Origin of the sequence: Providencia sp. PROV024, assembly GCF_032709665.1 — a bacterium.
Classification (GTDB): Bacteria; Pseudomonadota; Gammaproteobacteria; order Enterobacterales; family Enterobacteriaceae; genus Providencia; species Providencia huashanensis.
Genome location: NZ_CP120545.1, coordinates 42,679 through 61,280, shown reverse-complemented (window position 1 = coordinate 61,280; position 18,602 = coordinate 42,679). Strand labels below are relative to the sequence as shown.

At 42.4% G+C, this 18,602-nt stretch carries 15 protein-coding genes and 1 pseudogene; all 16 read left to right on the top strand.

Features of this window, described 5'->3' with window-relative positions:
* Positions 1-285 precede the first annotated feature (285 nt).
* The 16 genes and pseudogenes from mnmG (at position 286) to P3L56_RS00175 (ending at position 18,600) form a co-directional block, all read left to right on the top strand.
* Positions 286-2,175 (top strand): tRNA uridine-5-carboxymethylaminomethyl(34) synthesis enzyme MnmG, encoded by a 1,890-nt coding sequence (gene mnmG / locus P3L56_RS00250; protein WP_042846806.1) that lies wholly within the window; start codon positions 286-288, stop codon positions 2,173-2,175.
* A gap of 2 nt (positions 2,176-2,177) precedes the next feature.
* Positions 2,178-2,801 carry a 16S rRNA (guanine(527)-N(7))-methyltransferase RsmG gene (rsmG, locus tag P3L56_RS00245; RefSeq protein ID WP_042846805.1) on the top strand — a complete coding sequence of 208 codons (624 nt, stop codon included), beginning with the start codon at positions 2,178-2,180 and terminating at the stop codon, positions 2,799-2,801.
* Between the two features lie 601 nt (positions 2,802-3,402).
* Positions 3,403-3,780 (top strand): F0F1 ATP synthase subunit I, encoded by a 378-nt coding sequence (gene atpI, locus P3L56_RS00240; RefSeq protein ID WP_042846804.1) that lies wholly within the window; start codon positions 3,403-3,405, stop codon positions 3,778-3,780.
* A 33-nt stretch (positions 3,781-3,813) separates the two neighbouring features.
* Entirely contained in the window at positions 3,814-4,632 is an 819-nt protein-coding gene (gene atpB / locus P3L56_RS00235; protein WP_048605636.1) for a F0F1 ATP synthase subunit A, read from the top strand.
* A gap of 46 nt (positions 4,633-4,678) precedes the next feature.
* On the top strand, positions 4,679-4,918 hold the full coding sequence (atpE, locus tag P3L56_RS00230; protein WP_004093904.1) for a F0F1 ATP synthase subunit C: 240 nt from the start codon (positions 4,679-4,681) through the stop codon (positions 4,916-4,918).
* A 58-nt stretch (positions 4,919-4,976) separates the two neighbouring features.
* The gene (gene atpF / locus P3L56_RS00225; RefSeq protein WP_042846802.1) at positions 4,977-5,447 is read left to right on the top strand and encodes a F0F1 ATP synthase subunit B; all 471 of its coding nucleotides are present in this window, start codon (positions 4,977-4,979) and stop codon (positions 5,445-5,447) included.
* A gap of 12 nt (positions 5,448-5,459) precedes the next feature.
* Positions 5,460-5,993 (top strand): F0F1 ATP synthase subunit delta, encoded by a 534-nt coding sequence (atpH, locus tag P3L56_RS00220; protein WP_042846801.1) that lies wholly within the window; start codon positions 5,460-5,462, stop codon positions 5,991-5,993.
* A 14-nt stretch (positions 5,994-6,007) separates the two neighbouring features.
* A complete protein-coding gene (gene atpA / locus P3L56_RS00215) occupies positions 6,008-7,549 on the top strand; it encodes a F0F1 ATP synthase subunit alpha (protein WP_042846800.1) in 1,542 nt (513 codons plus the stop codon).
* A gap of 55 nt (positions 7,550-7,604) precedes the next feature.
* On the top strand, positions 7,605-8,468 hold the full coding sequence (atpG, locus tag P3L56_RS00210) for a F0F1 ATP synthase subunit gamma (protein WP_042846799.1): 864 nt from the start codon (positions 7,605-7,607) through the stop codon (positions 8,466-8,468).
* 34 nt (positions 8,469-8,502) lie between these two features.
* The gene (gene atpD / locus P3L56_RS00205) at positions 8,503-9,885 is read left to right on the top strand and encodes a F0F1 ATP synthase subunit beta (RefSeq protein WP_042846798.1); all 1,383 of its coding nucleotides are present in this window, start codon (positions 8,503-8,505) and stop codon (positions 9,883-9,885) included.
* A 21-nt stretch (positions 9,886-9,906) separates the two neighbouring features.
* Complete coding sequence (locus P3L56_RS00200; RefSeq protein ID WP_042846797.1) at positions 9,907-10,332, top strand: F0F1 ATP synthase subunit epsilon; 426 nt, start codon at positions 9,907-9,909, stop codon at positions 10,330-10,332.
* Positions 10,333-10,456: 124 nt separating this feature from the next.
* The gene (gene glmU, locus P3L56_RS00195) at positions 10,457-11,827 is read left to right on the top strand and encodes a bifunctional UDP-N-acetylglucosamine diphosphorylase/glucosamine-1-phosphate N-acetyltransferase GlmU (RefSeq protein WP_042846796.1); all 1,371 of its coding nucleotides are present in this window, start codon (positions 10,457-10,459) and stop codon (positions 11,825-11,827) included.
* 210 nt (positions 11,828-12,037) lie between these two features.
* Positions 12,038-13,870 carry a glutamine--fructose-6-phosphate transaminase (isomerizing) gene (glmS, locus tag P3L56_RS00190; RefSeq protein ID WP_198861042.1) on the top strand — a complete coding sequence of 611 codons (1,833 nt, stop codon included), beginning with the start codon at positions 12,038-12,040 and terminating at the stop codon, positions 13,868-13,870.
* 159 nt (positions 13,871-14,029) lie between these two features.
* Complete coding sequence (locus P3L56_RS00185) at positions 14,030-14,851, top strand: TnsA endonuclease N-terminal domain-containing protein (RefSeq protein ID WP_001029679.1); 822 nt, start codon at positions 14,030-14,032, stop codon at positions 14,849-14,851.
* A complete protein-coding gene (locus P3L56_RS00180) occupies positions 14,838-16,946 on the top strand; it encodes a DDE-type integrase/transposase/recombinase (RefSeq protein ID WP_000267723.1) in 2,109 nt (702 codons plus the stop codon). Before P3L56_RS00185 ends, P3L56_RS00180 begins: the two co-directional genes overlap by 14 nt.
* Positions 16,943-18,600: pseudogene (locus P3L56_RS00175) on the top strand (AAA family ATPase). The gene P3L56_RS00180 and the pseudogene P3L56_RS00175 overlap by 4 nt, the downstream one beginning before the upstream one ends.
* Positions 18,601-18,602 lie beyond the last annotated feature (2 nt).

Genomic DNA, 18,602 nt, shown 5'->3' with positions numbered 1-18,602 from the left:
CACTGCCTGTGTATAAGTCACCTTTTTGATCCCAGCTTATACGCAATAGGATCACGGATCATTCACAGTATATGATCCTTTACACTTTTATGATCTTTAAAGTGAAAATCCACTTATCCACAGAAACGAGCGATCCTAATAATAGATCTAATAAAGAGATCTTTAAATAAAAAGATCTTAATACTATATAAGGGAGATACCTAAAACTTGGTGTCTTCCTAAAACTTGAGTAGAATCCTCTCCTCAAATGCACAGTCAGCATTTTCTAACGTTTAAGGTTCACACATGTTTTATCCAGAGCAATTTGACGTCATCGTAATTGGTGGTGGTCATGCCGGTACTGAAGCAGCAATGGCAGCTGCACGTATGGGGCGTCAAACCCTATTACTGACTCACAATATTGATACATTGGGCCAGATGTCTTGCAACCCAGCCATTGGTGGGATCGGTAAGGGACATCTGGTTAGAGAAATTGATGCCCTTGGTGGTTTAATGGCAACTGCAACTGACAAAGCTGGCATTCAATTTAGAACATTAAATGCCAGTAAAGGGCCGGCAGTACGTGCAACTCGTGCACAAGCAGACCGCGTTCTTTATCGACAAGCAGTTAGAACCGCTTTAGAAAATCAACCAAACTTAATGATTTTCCAACAACCTGTTGAAGACTTAATTGTTGAAAATAATCAAGTCACAGGCGCTGTTACCCGCATGGGCTTAAAATTTAAAGCAAAAGCAGTGGTATTAACGGTAGGGACTTTTCTTGATGGAAAAATTCATATAGGTTTAGAAAACTACAGTGGTGGTCGTGCTGGTGACCCGCCATCAGTTTCCCTTTCTCAACGTTTAAGGGAATTGCCATTACGAGTTAACCGCTTAAAAACGGGAACTCCACCACGTATTGATGCAAGAACCATCGATTTCACCCAGTTAGCACAACAACTAGGTGATAATCCTATGCCTGTTTTTTCATTCCTAGGCTCACAGGATCAACATCCACAACAGATGCCTTGTTACATCACTTACACCAATGAAAAAACCCATGATGTGATCAGAAATAACCTTGATCGTAGCCCAATGTACGCAGGGATCATCGAAGGTATAGGCCCGCGTTATTGCCCATCGATCGAAGATAAAGTGATGCGCTTTGCAGACAAAGACTCACATCAGATCTTCTTAGAACCCGAAGGCTTAACCAGCAACGAAATCTATCCAAATGGTATATCCACCAGCTTACCATTTGATGTCCAAATGCAAATAGTTCATTCCATGAAAGGAATGGAAAATGCAAGGATCATTCGCCCTGGTTATGCTATTGAGTATGATTTCTTTGACCCTAGAGATCTCAAACAAACTCTAGAAAGTAAATTTATTAATGGCCTGTTCTTTGCTGGTCAAATTAATGGCACAACAGGTTATGAAGAAGCTGGTGCTCAAGGGCTACTAGCAGGCCTTAATGCTGCACAATATGCCTTTGGGTTAGAAGGTTGGTTCCCTCGTCGTGACCAAGCCTATATTGGGGTTTTAGTCGATGACCTGTGTACTTTGGGGACTAAAGAACCTTACCGCATGTTCACTTCACGTGCAGAATACCGTTTGATGCTGCGTGAAGACAATGCAGATTTACGTTTAACTGAAAAAGGGCGTGAACTAGGGTTAGTTGATGACGTTCGCTGGGCTCATTTTAATAACAAAGTTGAATTGATTGAAAAAGAGCGTCAACGCTTAAAAGATATTTGGGTTCATCCAAAATCTGATAACCATGCAGAAATCGACGCAATTTTAACGGTACCAATATCAAAAGAAGCTAACGGGGAAGATTTACTACGTCGCCCTGAAATGACCTATAAAATGTTAACCTCACTTAACCTTTTTGCTCCAGGTATTGATGATCCTCAAGCTGCCGATCAGGTTGAAATACAGGTTAAATATGAAGGTTATATCGCTCGTCAAAAAGAAGAGATCGAAAGACAGCTACGGAATGAAAACACGATATTACCTATTGACCTTGATTACAAACAAGTCAAAGGGTTATCTAACGAAGTAATGGCTAAACTGAACGACCATAAACCAACATCCATAGGCCAAGCTTCACGTATTTCAGGTATTACCCCGGCTGCAATCTCTATTTTACTTGTTTGGCTTAAAAAACAAGGCATGTTACGCCGGAGCGCATAAAAATGGATTTATTATCAAAACTTAACCAATTGTTAGCAAAAGCGGATATCAACCTAACAGATAAACAAAAACAGCAATTAATTGGTTACGTTGAGTTATTAGTTAAATGGAACAAAGCTTATAATCTAACTTCTGTACGTGACCCGCAACAGATGCTGATTCGCCATATTATGGATAGCATAGTGGTGAACGGTCAACTCAACGGGACCACGTTTATCGATGTAGGAACAGGTCCTGGCTTACCAGGGGTTCCTTTAGCTATTGTTCGACCTGAGTCCCACTTTGTTTTATTAGACAGCTTAGGGAAGCGCATACGCTTTTTAAAACAGGTTCAACACGAACTTGGTTTGACGAATATCGAACCGATTCAATCTCGTGTTGAAGAATACCCAGTTGGGTCTGGTTTTGATGGGGTTATCAGTCGAGCTTTCGCGTCATTGGATGATATGTTGAGCTGGTGTCACCATTTACCCTCCCCGACAGGGCATTTTTATGCGCTCAAAGGTATGATCCATAATGACGAAATCACCTCATTACCTGAGCAGTTTAAGGTTGAATCAATCATTGAACTGGAAGTTCCTGAACTTGATGAACAACGCCATTTAGTTAAAATATCTATAAAATAAAGTTGCTTCTCGTCAAAAAAATTTATCATTTAGAGCGATAGCCGAAGGTTTAAAAAACTGACGGCTATTATTATTTTTAACGGGGTAGTTAACACTCGAATTTTACGTACTGTTTACACGGCAATAACGAATAAGTTTCCAAAACAGCGTTTTGAAAGTAAATATGGGGTTAATTGCCAATTTTTACTTAATCGATTTAGCTTGATAGTTAGTTAATATTGAAATATTTGCTTTATAGCGGCAGTTTTTTGTTCAAAAATTGAATTCTTTAATTATTTGATTTACAGATTAATTCTATTTTTTCTTACGAAGAAAATTGAATGAATAAATAAAGCGAATAATACGAAATGTGATATTGATCACGTTTAACTGTAAGTATGTAGCAAATCATTAACTATTTATTAATTATTACTGCGACAATTCTGCGCTAACTCGAAAAAATTAAATATTTATTCACCTTTTCGCTACTTACTGATTGAATTCATTTCGCCTGCCCGTATAATTTGCTCGTTTTTGTCTCTTGACACATTTAAGCAAAGGCAGTTTTATACAACACTTAGCGTTTCTGAGGCTGAGAAGAGCTGGGAGTATCAAAAAAGTTATGTCTGTATCCCTTTATGACAACAAGCATGCTGCAAAGCAGTTGTCTGTTCAGTTTATAACTTTAGTGATCCTCAGTGGGGCTTTCTGTGCAAATAGTATAGAATGGGGGGCCTCTGCTCTTGCTGGTGGGTTAGCATGCTGGTTACCAAATATCGTATTTATGCTGCTAGCACAATTTCAGAAAGCAAAGGAAGAGGATGAACCTGTCCGCATTGCCTGGTTCTTAGCATTAGGAGCAGGGCTAAAGGTTGTTACAACTATCGTTGTTTTAGTTGTTGCTTTCGGTGTGTTCAAAGCGTCATTAACACCACTGGGTTTGACCTATTTAGCGGTGCTAATTGTTCAGATTGTTGCACCAGCCGTTTTTAAACGGTAAGTATTTTTAAACTACAAAAGGGTAAGAGGCATCATGTCTGCATCAGGAGAAGTGATGACTACAGAGGATTACATAGGCCACCATCTGAGAAACCTTCAGTTGGACCTGAGTACCTTTAAGTTGGTCGATCCCCACGCTAGTCCAACATTTTGGACGTTGAACATTGACTCGCTTTTTTTCTCAGTAGTTCTCGGGGCTTTGTTCCTGTGGCTATTTAGAAAAGTTGCAGCCAATGCGACTAGTGGCGTACCCGGTAAGTTACAGACTGCAATAGAACTGATCATTGGTTTCGTTGATAACTCAGTCCGTGATATGTATCACGGGAAGAGCAAAGTTATTGCTCCTTTAGCATTAACTGTGTTCGTCTGGGTATTCTTAATGAACCTGATGGATTTACTCCCAATTGATTTCCTTCCGTATATTGCTGAGCATTATCTCGGGTTACCTGCATTACGTGCAGTACCAACCGCTGATGTTAGTGTCACCTTATCGATGGCTATTGGTGTGTTTATCCTAATCCTCTTTTACAGTATTAAGATGAAAGGAATTGGCGGATTTACGAAAGAGCTCACTATGCAGCCTTTCAACCATCCTGTTTTTATTCCTGTTAACTTGATTCTTGAAGGGGTAAGCCTGCTGTCAAAACCTGTATCACTCGGTCTGCGACTGTTTGGTAACATGTATGCAGGTGAATTGATCTTTATTCTTATCGCGGCTCTGCTTCCGTGGTGGTCACAGTGGTTGTTAAGCCTACCTTGGGCTATCTTCCACATACTGATTATTACGCTACAAGCCTTTATTTTTATGGTTCTGACTGTTGTCTATCTGTCGATGGCATCTGAAGAGCACTAATTTAATTATCAATAATTGTATTAACTGAAACAAACTGGAGACTGTCATGGAAAACCTGAGTATGGATCTGCTGTACATGGCTGCCGCTGTGATGATGGGCTTAGCGGCGATCGGTGCTGCGATCGGTATCGGCATCCTAGGTGGTAAATTTTTAGAAGGTGCTGCTCGTCAGCCAGATTTAATTCCTCTGCTGCGTACACAGTTCTTTATCGTAATGGGTCTGGTCGATGCTATTCCGATGATTGCTGTTGGTCTGGGCTTGTATGTAATGTTCGCTGTTGCTTAATTAACGTTACGGAACACTTTAAGAACATTAATTCACTAATGAATAAGAGGTATTGTCTGTGAATCTAAATGCAACAATCCTCGGCCAGGCTATCGCGTTTGTCCTGTTTGTTTGGTTCTGTATGAAGTATGTATGGCCACCGATTATGGCGGCCATTGAAAAACGTCAAAAAGAAATTGCTGACGGTTTATCTTCCGCAGAACGTGCTAAAAAGAACCTGGAACTGGCGCAAACCGACGCAACCGACCGACTGAAAAAAGCGAAAGCTGAAGCACAAGTCATCATTGAGCAAGCGAATAAACAACGCACTCAAATGATTGATGAAGCAAAAGCAGAAGCAGAAGCAGAACGTGCAAAAATCGTCGCACAAGCGCAAGCTGAAATTGATGCTGAGCGTAAACGTGCACGTGAAGAGTTACGTAAACAGGTTGCGATGCTTGCTATCGCAGGTGCCGAGAAGATCATTGAACGTTCCGTGGATGAAGCTGCTAACAGCGACATCGTTGATAAACTAGTCGCTGAACTGTAAGGAGGGAGGGGCATGTCTGAAATTGCTACTGTAGCTCGCCCCTACGCCAAAGCAGCTTTTGACTTTGCTGTGGAAAACCAATCTGTTGAAAAATGGCAGAATATGCTGGGCTTCATCTCAATGGTGTCGCGTAATGAACAGGTTGGTGAGCTGCTTTCTGGTTCTATTGCACCAGAAACATTAGCTAAAACGTTTATCTCTGTTTGTGGAGATGAAATTGACGAGCATGTTCAAAACTTGATTCGTGTTATGGCAGATAATGGGCGTTTAACTACGCTACCAGAAGTATTAACGCAATTTATTCAATTACGTGATGCTCTGGAATCAACGATTGAAGTTGATGTACTTTCTGCAAACGAGTTGAGTGAACAGCAGTCAGCTAAAATTTCTGCAGCGATGGAAAAACGTCTGTCACGCAAAGTTAAGCTGAATTGCAAAATTGATAAGTCTGTTATTGCTGGAGTGATCATTCGTGCTGGAGACCTCGTCATTGACGGTAGTATCCGCGGTCGCTTAGAGCGTTTAACTGACGTCTTGCAGTCTTAAGGGGACTGGAGCATATGCAACTGAATTCCACCGAAATCAGCGAACTGATCAAACAGCGTATTGCTCAGTTCGATGTTGTGAGTGAAGCTCACAATGAAGGTACGATTGTATCCGTTAATGACGGTATCATTCGTATTCACGGTTTAGCCGAAGTCATGCAGGGTGAAATGATCGCGCTGCCAGGCAACCGTTACGCCATCGCATTGAACTTAGAGCGTGACTCTGTTGGTGCGGTTGTTATGGGTCCTTATGCCGACTTGGCAGAAGGCATGAAAGTAAAATGTACTGGTCGTATTCTTGAAGTTCCAGTAGGCCGTGGCCTACTTGGACGTGTCGTGAATACACTGGGTCAACCAATTGATGGTAAAGGCCCTGTTGAGAATGATGGCTTCTCTCCAATTGAAGTTATTGCTCCAGGTGTTATCGAACGTCAATCCGTTGATCAGCCTGTACAAACTGGTTATAAATCAGTCGATGCGATGATTCCAATCGGCCGTGGTCAGCGTGAGCTTATCATCGGTGACCGCCAGACAGGTAAAACTGCTCTAGCGATCGACGCAATCATTAACCAGCGTGATTCTGGTATCAAATGTGTTTATGTCGCTATCGGTCAGAAAGCATCTACAATTTCTAACGTAGTACGTAAACTCGAAGAACACGGCGCTCTGGAAAACACCATTGTTGTTGTTGCGACTGCATCTGAATCAGCAGCTCTGCAATACCTTTCCGCATACTCTGGATGCGCAATGGGTGAATACTTCCGTGACCGTGGTGAAGATGCACTGATCGTTTACGATGACCTGTCTAAACAGGCTGTCGCATACCGTCAAATTTCACTGTTGCTGCGTCGTCCACCAGGACGTGAAGCATACCCAGGTGATGTTTTCTATCTGCATTCACGTTTACTTGAGCGTGCAGCTCGTGTTAACGCTGAATACGTTGAAAACTTTACTAAAGGTGAAGTTAAAGGCAAAACAGGTTCATTGACGGCTCTGCCTATCATTGAAACTCAAGGCGGTGACGTTTCTGCATTCGTACCGACTAACGTAATTTCGATTACAGATGGTCAGATCTTCCTGGAATCTAACCTGTTTAACTCTGGTATTCGTCCAGCGGTTAACCCAGGTATTTCAGTATCTCGTGTTGGTGGTGCTGCTCAGACTAAAATTATCAAGAAATTGTCTGGTGGTATTCGTACAGCACTGGCTCAGTATCGTGAACTGGCAGCGTTTGCTCAGTTTGCTTCCGACCTTGATGATGCGACTCGTAAACAGTTAAGTCATGGTCAGAAAGTAACTGAATTGCTGAAACAGAAACAATATGCACCGATGTCAGTAGCAGAGCAGTCATTGTCTCTGTTTGCGGCAGAACGTGGATTCTTGGATGATGTTGAGTTAGCGAAAATTGGTGCATTCGAAACAGCATTAGTTTCATATGCACTGCGTGAGCATGCTGACCTTATGAATGAAATCGGCCAGGCTGGTAACTATAACGATGATATCGAAGGTAAGTTGAAAAAACTGCTCGAATCATTTAAAGCAACTCAGTCCTGGTAATACTATTCGGCCCGTGAGTTTTTATGGGCCGTCTGGTTAATAAGGAGAAGCAGTAATGGCCGGCGCAAAAGAGATACGTTCCAAGATTGCCAGCGTGCAAAACACGCAGAAGATCACTAAAGCGATGGAAATGGTCGCTGCGTCCAAAATGCGTAAATCGCAAGAACGCATGGCGGCTAGCCGTCCTTATGCGGAGACCATGCGCAGTGTTATTGGTCACCTAGCGTTAGGTAATCTGGAATATAAACATCCATATCTCGAAGAGCGTGAAGTTAAGCGCGTAGGGTATTTGGTTGTTTCAACAGACCGTGGTCTGTGTGGTGGTTTGAACATTAACCTGTTCAAAAAACTCCTTGCAGATATGAAATCATGGTCTGAGAAAAATGTTCAGGTTGATTTGGCTTTAATCGGCTCTAAAGCGGTTTCATTCTTTGGTTCTGTTGGCGGCAATGTCGTTACACAAGTAACCGGAATGGGGGATAACCCAACGCTTTCAGATTTGATTGGTCCAGTTAACTCTATGCTACAAGCCTATGATGAAGGGCGTTTGGATAAACTGTATGTGGTGACTAACAAGTTCATCAATACAATGTCTCAGGAGCCAACTATTCTTCAATTATTGCCATTGCCTGCAAGCAATGATGAAACATTGAAGAAGAAATCTTGGGATTATATATACGAACCCGATCCTAAGGCGTTGCTGGATACCCTGCTACGTCGTTATATCGAGTCGCAGGTTTATCAGGGCGTCGTTGAAAACCTGGCTAGTGAGCAGGCCGCACGAATGGTAGCGATGAAAGCCGCTACTGATAATGGTGGTAACCTGATCAAAGAGTTGCAGTTGGTTTACAACAAAGCTCGTCAGGCCAGCATTACTCAGGAGCTTACCGAAATTGTTTCGGGTGCTTCCGCGGTTTAACAGCTAGGTTTACGAATTACGTAGAGGATTCAAGATGGCTACTGGAAAGATTATCCAGGTAATCGGCGCCGTTGTGGACGTCGAGTTCCCTCAAGATAGCGTACCAAAAGTGTATGACGCTCTTGAGGTTATGAACGGTAAAGAAAAACTGGTGCTGGAAGTTCAGCAACAGTTAGGCGGTGGTGTTGTCCGTTGTATCGCAATGGGGACATCAGATGGCCTAAGCCGTGGTTTAAGTGTTGTTAACTTAGATCACCCAATCGAAGTACCAGTAGGTAAAGCAACTCTAGGACGTATCATGAACGTTCTGGGTGAGCCTATTGATATGAAAGGTGATATTGGCGAAGAAGAACGCTGGTCAATTCACCGTGCAGCACCTAGCTATGAAGAGTTATCAAACTCAACAGAACTACTGGAAACCGGTATCAAAGTAATGGACTTAATCTGTCCATTCGCGAAAGGTGGTAAAGTTGGTCTGTTTGGTGGTGCGGGTGTTGGTAAAACAGTAAACATGATGGAACTTATCCGTAACATCGCGATTGAGCACTCAGGTTACTCAGTATTCGCAGGTGTTGGTGAGCGTACTCGTGAAGGGAACGACTTCTATCATGAAATGACCGACTCTAACGTTTTGGATAAAGTATCACTGGTTTATGGCCAGATGAACGAGCCACCAGGAAACCGTCTGCGTGTTGCGCTGACTGGTCTGACTATGGCTGAAAAATTCCGTGACGAAGGTCGTGACGTACTGCTGTTCGTAGATAACATCTATCGTTATACACTGGCGGGTACTGAAGTATCAGCACTGTTAGGTCGTATGCCATCAGCGGTAGGTTATCAGCCAACGCTGGCGGAAGAGATGGGTGTTCTGCAAGAACGTATTACCTCAACTCAAACAGGTTCTATCACTTCCGTTCAAGCGGTTTACGTTCCTGCGGATGACTTGACTGACCCATCACCAGCAACCACCTTTGCTCACTTGGACGCAACGGTAGTACTGAGCCGTCAAATCGCATCTTTGGGTATCTACCCAGCGGTTGACCCTCTCGATTCTACTAGCCGTCAGCTAGACCCACTCGTAGTTGGTCAAGAGCACTATGATGTTGCGCGTGGCGTTCAGTCTATTCTGCAACGTTACCAAGAACTGAAAGATATTATCGCAATTCTGGGTATGGATGAGTTGTCTGAAGAAGACAAACTGGTTGTTGCTCGTGCTCGTAAGATCCAGCGCTTCCTGTCTCAACCATTCTTCGTTGCTGAAGTATTTACCGGTTCACCAGGTAAGTTCGTTTCCCTGAAAGACACTATCCGTGGTTTCAGTGGTATCCTGAACGGTGATTACGACCACCTGCCAGAACAAGCGTTCTATATGGTTGGTACCATTGAAGAAGCTGTGGAAAAAGCTAAAAAGCTTTAATCCAGCTGACAGGAGGTTGATATGGTAGCTGCAATGACATACCACCTGACTGTTGTTAGTGCTGAAAAACAAATGTTTGAAGGCCTAGTACAGAAAATTCAGGTGACAGGTAGTGAAGGTGAGCTGGGGATTTACCCGCAGCATACCCCGCTGCTGACTGCCATAAAACCGGGCATGGTACGTATTACCAAGCAGTTTGGTGAAGAAGAACTAATTTACCTCTCCGGCGGTATTTTAGAAGTACAACCAAACGGTGTTATCGTACTCGCTGATACAGCGATCCGTGGTAAAGATTTAGACGAAGCTCGAGCAGTGGAATCTAAACGTAAAGCGGAAGAACACGTCCGTAAAGCACACGGTGATGTTGATTATGCTCAGGCATCGGCAGAACTTGCAAAAGCAATAGCCAAACTTCGAGTGATCGAATTGACTAAAAAGCTAATGTAATGATAGCAGTATAGAAAAAAGCCAGTTGGTTAACCCTAACTGGCTTTTTTATTTGAACGAAATATGTAGTAATTTATAAAGGAAATAGGTTTACTTTCATCCCTAAGTTGGAGTTTCAGGAAAAATGACTGTGCAAAGAAAAAGTGTCGTGATTTTAGCTGCCGGTAAAGGCACACGGATGTATTCAAATCTACCTAAAGTTTTGCATTTACTTGCGGGCAAACCGATGGTGCAGCATGTTATAGATACAGCAAAATCCATTGGTGCATCAGATATTCATCTGGTATACGGACATGGCGGTGATTTACTGAAGGAAAAACTGGGTGAGCAAAACCTAAATTGGGTATTGCAGGCCGAACAACTTGGAACGGGCCATGCGATGCAACAAGCTGCACCAAACTTCCAAGATGATGAAGACATTGTCATGTTATATGGTGATGTCCCATTGATTGCCAAAGATACCTTAGATCGCTTAATTGAAGTGAAACCTGAAGGTGGAATTGGTTTACTGACCGTTATCTTAGATAATCCAAGTGGTTATGGACGTATCATTCGTGAAAATAATGAAGTTGTCGGTATTATTGAACAGAAAGATGCGACTGAAGAGCAACGTAAGATCCAAGAAATCAATACTGGTATTATGGTTGCTAGTGGTAAAGATTTTAAACGTTGGTTGGCTCAGCTAAACAACGATAATGCACAAGGCGAATATTACATTACAGATGTCATCGCATTAGCGCATAAAGAAGGGAATAAAATTGCAACTGTTCATCCTAAACATTTAAGTGAAATGGAAGGCGTGAATAACCGTCTGCAATTGGCTGCGTTAGAAAGGGTTTATCAGAAAGAACAAGCTGAAAAACTGTTATTAGCGGGGGTGATGCTAATCGACCCTGCACGTTTTGACCTGCGCGGAACATTGACTCATGGTCGTGACATTATTATTGATACTAATGTGATCATTGAAGGCGATGTGACATTAGGCAATAACGTCCATATTCAATCTGGCTGTATTTTGAAAAACTGTGTAATTGGGGATAACTCTGTTATTAGCCCATATTCAGTAATAGAAAACTCTGATTTATCATCAGAATGCACGGTTGGCCCTTTTGCGCGTTTACGCCCAGGTGCTAAATTAGCGGCCAAAGCGCACGTAGGTAATTTCGTTGAAATGAAAAATGCGTCTTTAGGGTTAGGTTCTAAAGCTGGCCATTTGAGTTACCTCGGTGATGCACAAATTGGTGATAACGTGAATATTGGTGCTGGAACTATCACTTGTAACTATGATGGCGCTAATAAACATAAAACCATTATCGGTGATGATGTATTTGTAGGCTCTGATACCCAATTAGTCGCGCCAGTTTCAGTGGCAAAAGGTGCAACCATTGGTGCTGGTACGACAGTGACTCGTGATGTGAATGAAGATGAGCTTGTTGTTAGCCGTGTAAAGCAAATGCATATAAAAAACTGGCAACGTCCAGTTAAGAAAAAATAAGTAAATATTAAGGAGTGATAGCGATATCTCTCCTATGATAAAAACGCTAATAAATAGCAAAGATTAAAGTAGCTACCTAAGGTAGCAATATAAAAATAAATATCCCCATTTTCTACAAGGCTGGGGAACAGTGAAAACTGTACAACAATTAGGTTACGACAAAATAAGGGTCTCTATAGAAAGAGCCTTTTGTCTAGGAATCAATAAAATATGTGTGGAATTGTAGGTGCTGTTGCACAACGTGATATCGCAGAAATTTTGTTAGAAGGTCTTCGTCGTCTTGAATATCGTGGTTACGACTCAGCTGGTATGGCTGTTGTTGATCACGAAGGTCATCTACAACGCTTACGTGAAGTGGGCAAGGTGCAAATGCTGGCGGAAGAAGTGGAAAAGAACCCTGTATCAGGTGGAACGGGGATTGCGCATACTCGTTGGGCGACTCATGGTATTCCAAGTGAACGTAATGCTCACCCGCATACGTCAGGTTATATTGCAGTTGTTCATAATGGTATTATTGAAAACTACTTAGAACTGAAAGAAGAACTGAAAAAACTCGGTTATGTCTTTAGTTCAGAGACTGACACTGAAGTGATTGCTCACCTTGTTCACCATGAACAACAAAAAGGTGGGTCACTGGTGGAAGTGGTTCAACGTGTTATTCCACAATTACGCGGTGCTTACGGTACGGTAATTATGGATAGCCGTATTCCTGAATTATTAGTCGCCGCACGCTCTGGTAGCCCATTGGTTATTGGCTTAGGTGTGGGTGAAAACTTCTTAGCATCGGACCAATTAGCACTACTGCCTGTGACTCGTCGTTTTATTTACCTTGAAGAAGGTGATGTCGCGGAAGTTACTCGCCGTACTGTTCGTATTTTTGATAATAACGGTGCCCCTGTTGAACGCGAGCAAATCGAATCAAATGTTCAATATGATGCAGGTGATAAAGGCGTTTATCGTCATTACATGCAAAAAGAAATTTACGAACAGCCAATGGCAATTAAAAACACCCTTGAAGGGCGTTTTGACAAAGACAATGGCATCGATTTGAGCGAATTAGGCCCTAAAGCCGGTGATATTTTATCTCAAGTTGAGCATATTCAAATTGTTGCTTGTGGAACATCTTACAATGCAGGCATGGTTGCGCGCTATTGGTTTGAATCCTTAGCAGGTATTCCATGTGATGTGGAAATCGCTTCAGAGTATCGTTATCGCAATCCAGCACATCGTAAAAATAGTTTAATGATCACGTTGTCTCAGTCAGGTGAAACGGCGGATACATTAGCGGCATTGCGTTTATCTAAAGAATTAGGTTATCTGACTTCTTTAGCTGTTTGTAATGTTGCAGGCTCTTCATTGGTACGTGAATCAGAATTTGCGTTGATGACAAAAGCGGGTGCAGAAATTGGTGTGGCATCAACCAAGGCATTTACTACACAATTAACTGTTTTACTGATGTTAGTGGCGTATATGGGGCGTTTAAAAGGCGCAAACCCTGAGCTGGAAGAAAATATTTCCCATGCATTACATGCGCTCCCTTCCCGTATTGAAAGCATGTTGTCTCAAGATAAAGTCATCGAAGCATTAGCGGAAGATTTTTCTGATAAGCACCATGCATTATTCTTAGGTCGTGGTGATCAATTCCCTATAGCAGTTGAAGGGGCATTGAAATTGAAAGAAATTTCATATATTCATGCGGAAGCTTACGCTGCGGGTGAATTGAAACATGGTCCATTAGCGTTAATTGATGCAGATATGCCTGTCATTATTATTGCTCCTAATAATGAGTTACTTGAAAAGCTTAAATCAAATATTGAAGAAGTGCGTGCTCGCGGCGGTTTATTGTATGTGTTTGCTGATAAAGACGCGGGATTTGAAGCCAGTGAAAATATGAAAATCGTTTCTTTACCTCATGTTGAAGAACTGATTGCACCAATTTTTTATACTGTCCCATTACAATTACTGTCTTATCACGTCGCATTAATTAAAGGTACTGATGTAGATCAGCCTCGTAACTTAGCGAAATCTGTTACGGTTGAGTAATTAATAAATTGATTAATAAAGGGCTTGTGGGCGGACAATAAAGTCTTAAACTGAACAAAATAGATCTAAACTATGACAATAAAGTCTTAAACTAGACAGAATAGTTGTAAACTGAAATCAGTCCAGTTATGCTGTGAAAAAGCATACTGGACTTTTGTTATGGCTAAAGCAAACTCTTCATTTTCTGAAGTGCAAATTGCCCGTCGTATTAAAGAGGGGCGTGGCCAAGGGCATGGTAAAGACTATATTCCATGGCTAACAGTACAAGAAGTTCCTTCTTCAGGTCGTTCCCACCGTATTTATTCTCATAAGACGGGACGAGTCCATCATTTGCTATCTGACTTAGAGCTTGCTGTTTTTCTCAGTCTTGAGTGGGAGAGCAGCGTGCTAGATATACGCGAGCAGTTCCCCTTATTACCTAGTGATACCAGGCAGATTGCAATAGATAGTGGTATTAAGCATCCTGTTATTCGTGGTGTAGATCAGGTTATGTCTACTGATTTTTTAGTGGACTGCAAAGATGGTCCTTTTGAGCAGTTTGCTATTCAAGTCAAACCTGCAGCAGCCTTACAAGACGAGCGTACCTTAGAAAAACTAGAACTAGAGCGTCGCTATTGGCAGCAAAAGCAAATTCCTTGGTTCATTTTTACTGATAAAGAAATAAATCCCGTAGTAAAAGAAAATATTGAATGGCTTTATTCAGTGAAAACAGAAGAAGTTTCTGCGGAGCTTTTAGCACAACTATCCCCATTGGCCCATATCCTGCAAGAAAAAGGAGATGAAAACATTATCAATGTCTGTAAGCAGGTTGATATTGCTTATGATTTGGAGTTAGGCAAAACATTGAGTGAGATACGAGCCTTAACCGCAAATGGTTTTATTAAGTTCAATATTTATAAGTCTTTCAGGGCAAATAAGTGTGCAGATCTCTGTATTAGCCAAGTAGTGAATATGGAGGAGTTGCGCTATGTGGCAAATTAATGAGGTTGTGCTATTTGATAATGATCCGTATCGCATTTTGGCTATAGAGGATGGCCAAGTTGTCTGGATGCAAATAAGCGCTGATAAAGGAGTTCCACAAGCTAGGGCTGAGTTGTTGCTAATGCAGTATTTAGATGAAGGCCGCTTAGTTAGAACTGATGACCCTTATGTACATCTTGATTTAGAAGAGCCGTCTGTAGATTCTGTCAGCTTCCAGAAGCGCGAGGAGGATTATCGAAAAATTCTTCCTATTATTAATAGTAAGGATCGTTTCGACCCTAAAGTCAGAAGCGAACTCGTTGAGCATGTGGTCCAAGAACATAAGGTTACTAAGGCTACAGTTTATAAGTTGTTACGCCGTTACTGGCAGCGTGGTCAAACGCCTAATGCATTAATTCCTGACTACAAAAACAGCGGTGCACCAGGGGAAAGACGTTCAGCGACAGGAACAGCAAAGATTGGCCGAGCCAGAGAATATGGTAAGGGTGAAGGAACCAAGGTAACGCCCGAGATTGAACGCCTTTTTAGGTTGACCATAGAAAAGCACCTGTTAAATCAAAAAGGTACAAAGACCACCGTTGCCTATAGACGATTTGTGGACTTGTTTGCTCAGTATTTTCCTCGCATTCCCCAAGAGGATTACCCAACACTACGTCAGTTTCGTTATTTTTATGATCGAGAATACCCTAAAGCTCAGCGCTTAAAGTCTAGAGTTAAAGCAGGGGTATATAAAAAAGACGTACGACCCTTAAGTAGTACAGCCACTTCTCAGGCGTTAGGCCCTGGGAGTCGTTATGAGATTGATGCCACGATTGCTGATATTTATTTAGTGGATCATCATGATCGCCAAAAAATCATAGGAAGACCAACGCTTTACATTGTGATTGATGTGTTTAGTCGGATGATCACGGGCTTTTATATCGGCTTTGAAAATCCGTCTTATGTGGTGGCGATGCAGGCTTTTGTAAATGCTTGCTCTGACAAAACGGCCATTTGTGCCCAGCATGATATTGAGATTAGTAGCTCAGACTGGCCGTGTGTAGGTTTGCCAGATGTGTTGCTAGCGGACCGTGGCGAATTAATGAGTCATCAGGTCGAAGCCTTAGTTTCTAGTTTTAATGTGCGAGTGGAAAGTGCTCCACCTAGACGTGGCGATGCTAAAGGCATAGTGGAAAGCACTTTTAGAACACTACAAGCCGAGTTTAAGTCCTTTGCACCTGGCATTGTAGAGGGCAGTCGGATCAAAAGCCATGGTGAAACAGACTATAGGTTAGATGCATCTCTGTCGGTATTTGAGTTCACACAAATTATTTTGCGTACGATCTTATTCAGAAATAACCATCTGGTGATGGATAAATACGATCGAGATGCTGATTTTCCTACAGATTTACCGTCTATTCCTGTCCAGCTATGGCAATGGGGTATGCAGCATCGTACAGGTAGTTTAAGGGCTGTGGAGCAAGAGCAGTTGCGAGTAGCGTTACTGCCTCGCCGAAAGGTCTCTATTTCTTCATTTGGCGTTAATTTGTGGGGTTTGTATTACTCGGGGTCAGAGATTCTGCGTGAGGGTTGGTTGCAGCGGAGCACTGATATAGCTAGACCTCAACATTTAGAAGCGGCTTATGACCCAGTGCTGGTTGATACGATTTATTTGTTTCCGCAAGTTGGCAGCCGTGTATTTTGGCGCTGTAATCTGACGGAACGTAGTCGGCAGTTTAAAGGTCTCTCATTTTGGGAGGTTTGGGATATACAAGCACAAGAAAAACACAATAAAGCCAATGCGAAGCAGGATGAGTTAACTAAACGCAGGGAGCTTGAGGCGTTTATTCAGCAAACCATTCAGAAAGCGAATAAGTTAACGCCCAGTACTACTGAGCCCAAATCAACACGCATTAAGCAGATTAAAACTAATAAAAAAGAAGCCGTGACCTCGGAGCGTAAAAAACGTGCGGAGCATTTGAAGCCAAGCTCTTCAGGTGATGAGGCTAAAGTTATTCCTTTCAACGCAGTGGAAGCGGATGATCAAGAAGATTACAGCCTACCCACATACGTGCCTGAATTATTTCAGGATCCACCAGAAAAGGATGAGTCATGAGTGCTACCCGGATTCAAGCAGTTTATCGTGATACGGGGGTAGAGGCTTATCGTGATAATCCTTTTATCGAGGCCTTACCACCATTACAAGAGTCAGTGAATAGTGCTGCATCACTGAAATCCTCTTTACAGCTTACTTCCTCTGACTTGCAAAAGTCCCGTGTTATCAGAGCTCATACCATTTGTCGTATTCCAGATGACTATTTTCAGCCATTAGGTACGCATTTGCTACTAAGTGAGCGTATTTCGGTCATGATTCGAGGTGGCTACGTAGGCAGAAATCCTAAAACAGGAGATTTACAAAAGCATTTACAAAATGGTTATGAGCGTGTTCAAACGGGAGAGTTGGAGACATTTCGCTTTGAGGAGGCACGATCTACGGCACAAAGCTTATTGTTAATTGGTTGTTCTGGTAGTGGGAAGACGACCTCTCTTCATCGTATTCTAGCCACGTATCCTCAGGTGATTTACCATCGTGAACTCAATGTAGAGCAGGTGGTGTATTTGAAAATAGACTGCTCGCATAATGGTTCGCTAAAAGAAATCTGCTTGAATTTTTTCAGAGCGTTGGATCGAGCCTTGGGCTCGAACTATGAGCGTCGTTATGGCTTAAAACGTCATGGTATAGAAACCATGTTGGCTTTGATGTCGCAAATAGCCAATGCACATGCTTTAGGGTTGTTGGTTATTGATGAAATTCAGCATTTAAGCCGCTCTCGTTCGGGTGGATCTCAAGAGATGCTGAACTTTTTTGTGACGATGGTGAATATTATTGGCGTACCAGTGATGTTGATTGGTACCCCTAAAGCACGAGAGATTTTTGAGGCTGATTTGCGGTCTGCACGTAGAGGGGCAGGGTTTGGAGCTATATTCTGGGATCCTATACAACAAACGCAACGTGGAAAGCCCAATCAAGAGTGGATCGCTTTTACGGATAATCTTTGGTTTTACAACGCAAAGATGCGCTGTTATCGGATGAGGTCCGTGATGTGTGGTATGAGCTAAGCCAAGGAGTGATGGACATTGTAGTAAAACTTTTTGTACTCGCTCAGCTCCGTGCGCTAGCTTTAGGCAATGAGCGTATTACCGCTGGTTTATTGCGGCAAGTGTATCAAGATGAGTTAAAGCCTGTGCACCCCATGCTAGAGGCATTACGCTCGGGTATCCCAGAACGCATTGCTCGTTATTCTGATCTAGTCGTTCCCGAGATTGATAAACGGTTAATCCAACTTCAGCTAGATATCGCAGCGATACAAGAACAAACACCAGAAGAAAAAGCCCTTCAAGAGTTAGATACCGAAGATCAGCGTCATTTATATCTGATGCTGAAAGAGGATTACGATTCAAGCCTGTTAATTCCCACTATTAAAAAAGCGTTTAGCCAGAATCCAACGATGACAAGACAAAAGTTACTGCCTCTTGTTTTGCAGTGGTTGATGGAAGGCGAAACGGTAGTGTCAGAACTAGAAAAGCCCTCCAAGAGTAAAAAGGTTTCGGCTATAAAGGTAGTCAAGCCCAGCGACTGGGATAGCTTGCCTGATACGGATTTACGTTATATCTATTCACAACGCCAACCTGAAAAAACCATGCATGAACGGTTAAAAGGGAAAGGGGTAATAGTGGATATGGCGAGCTTATTTAAACAAGCAGGTTAGCC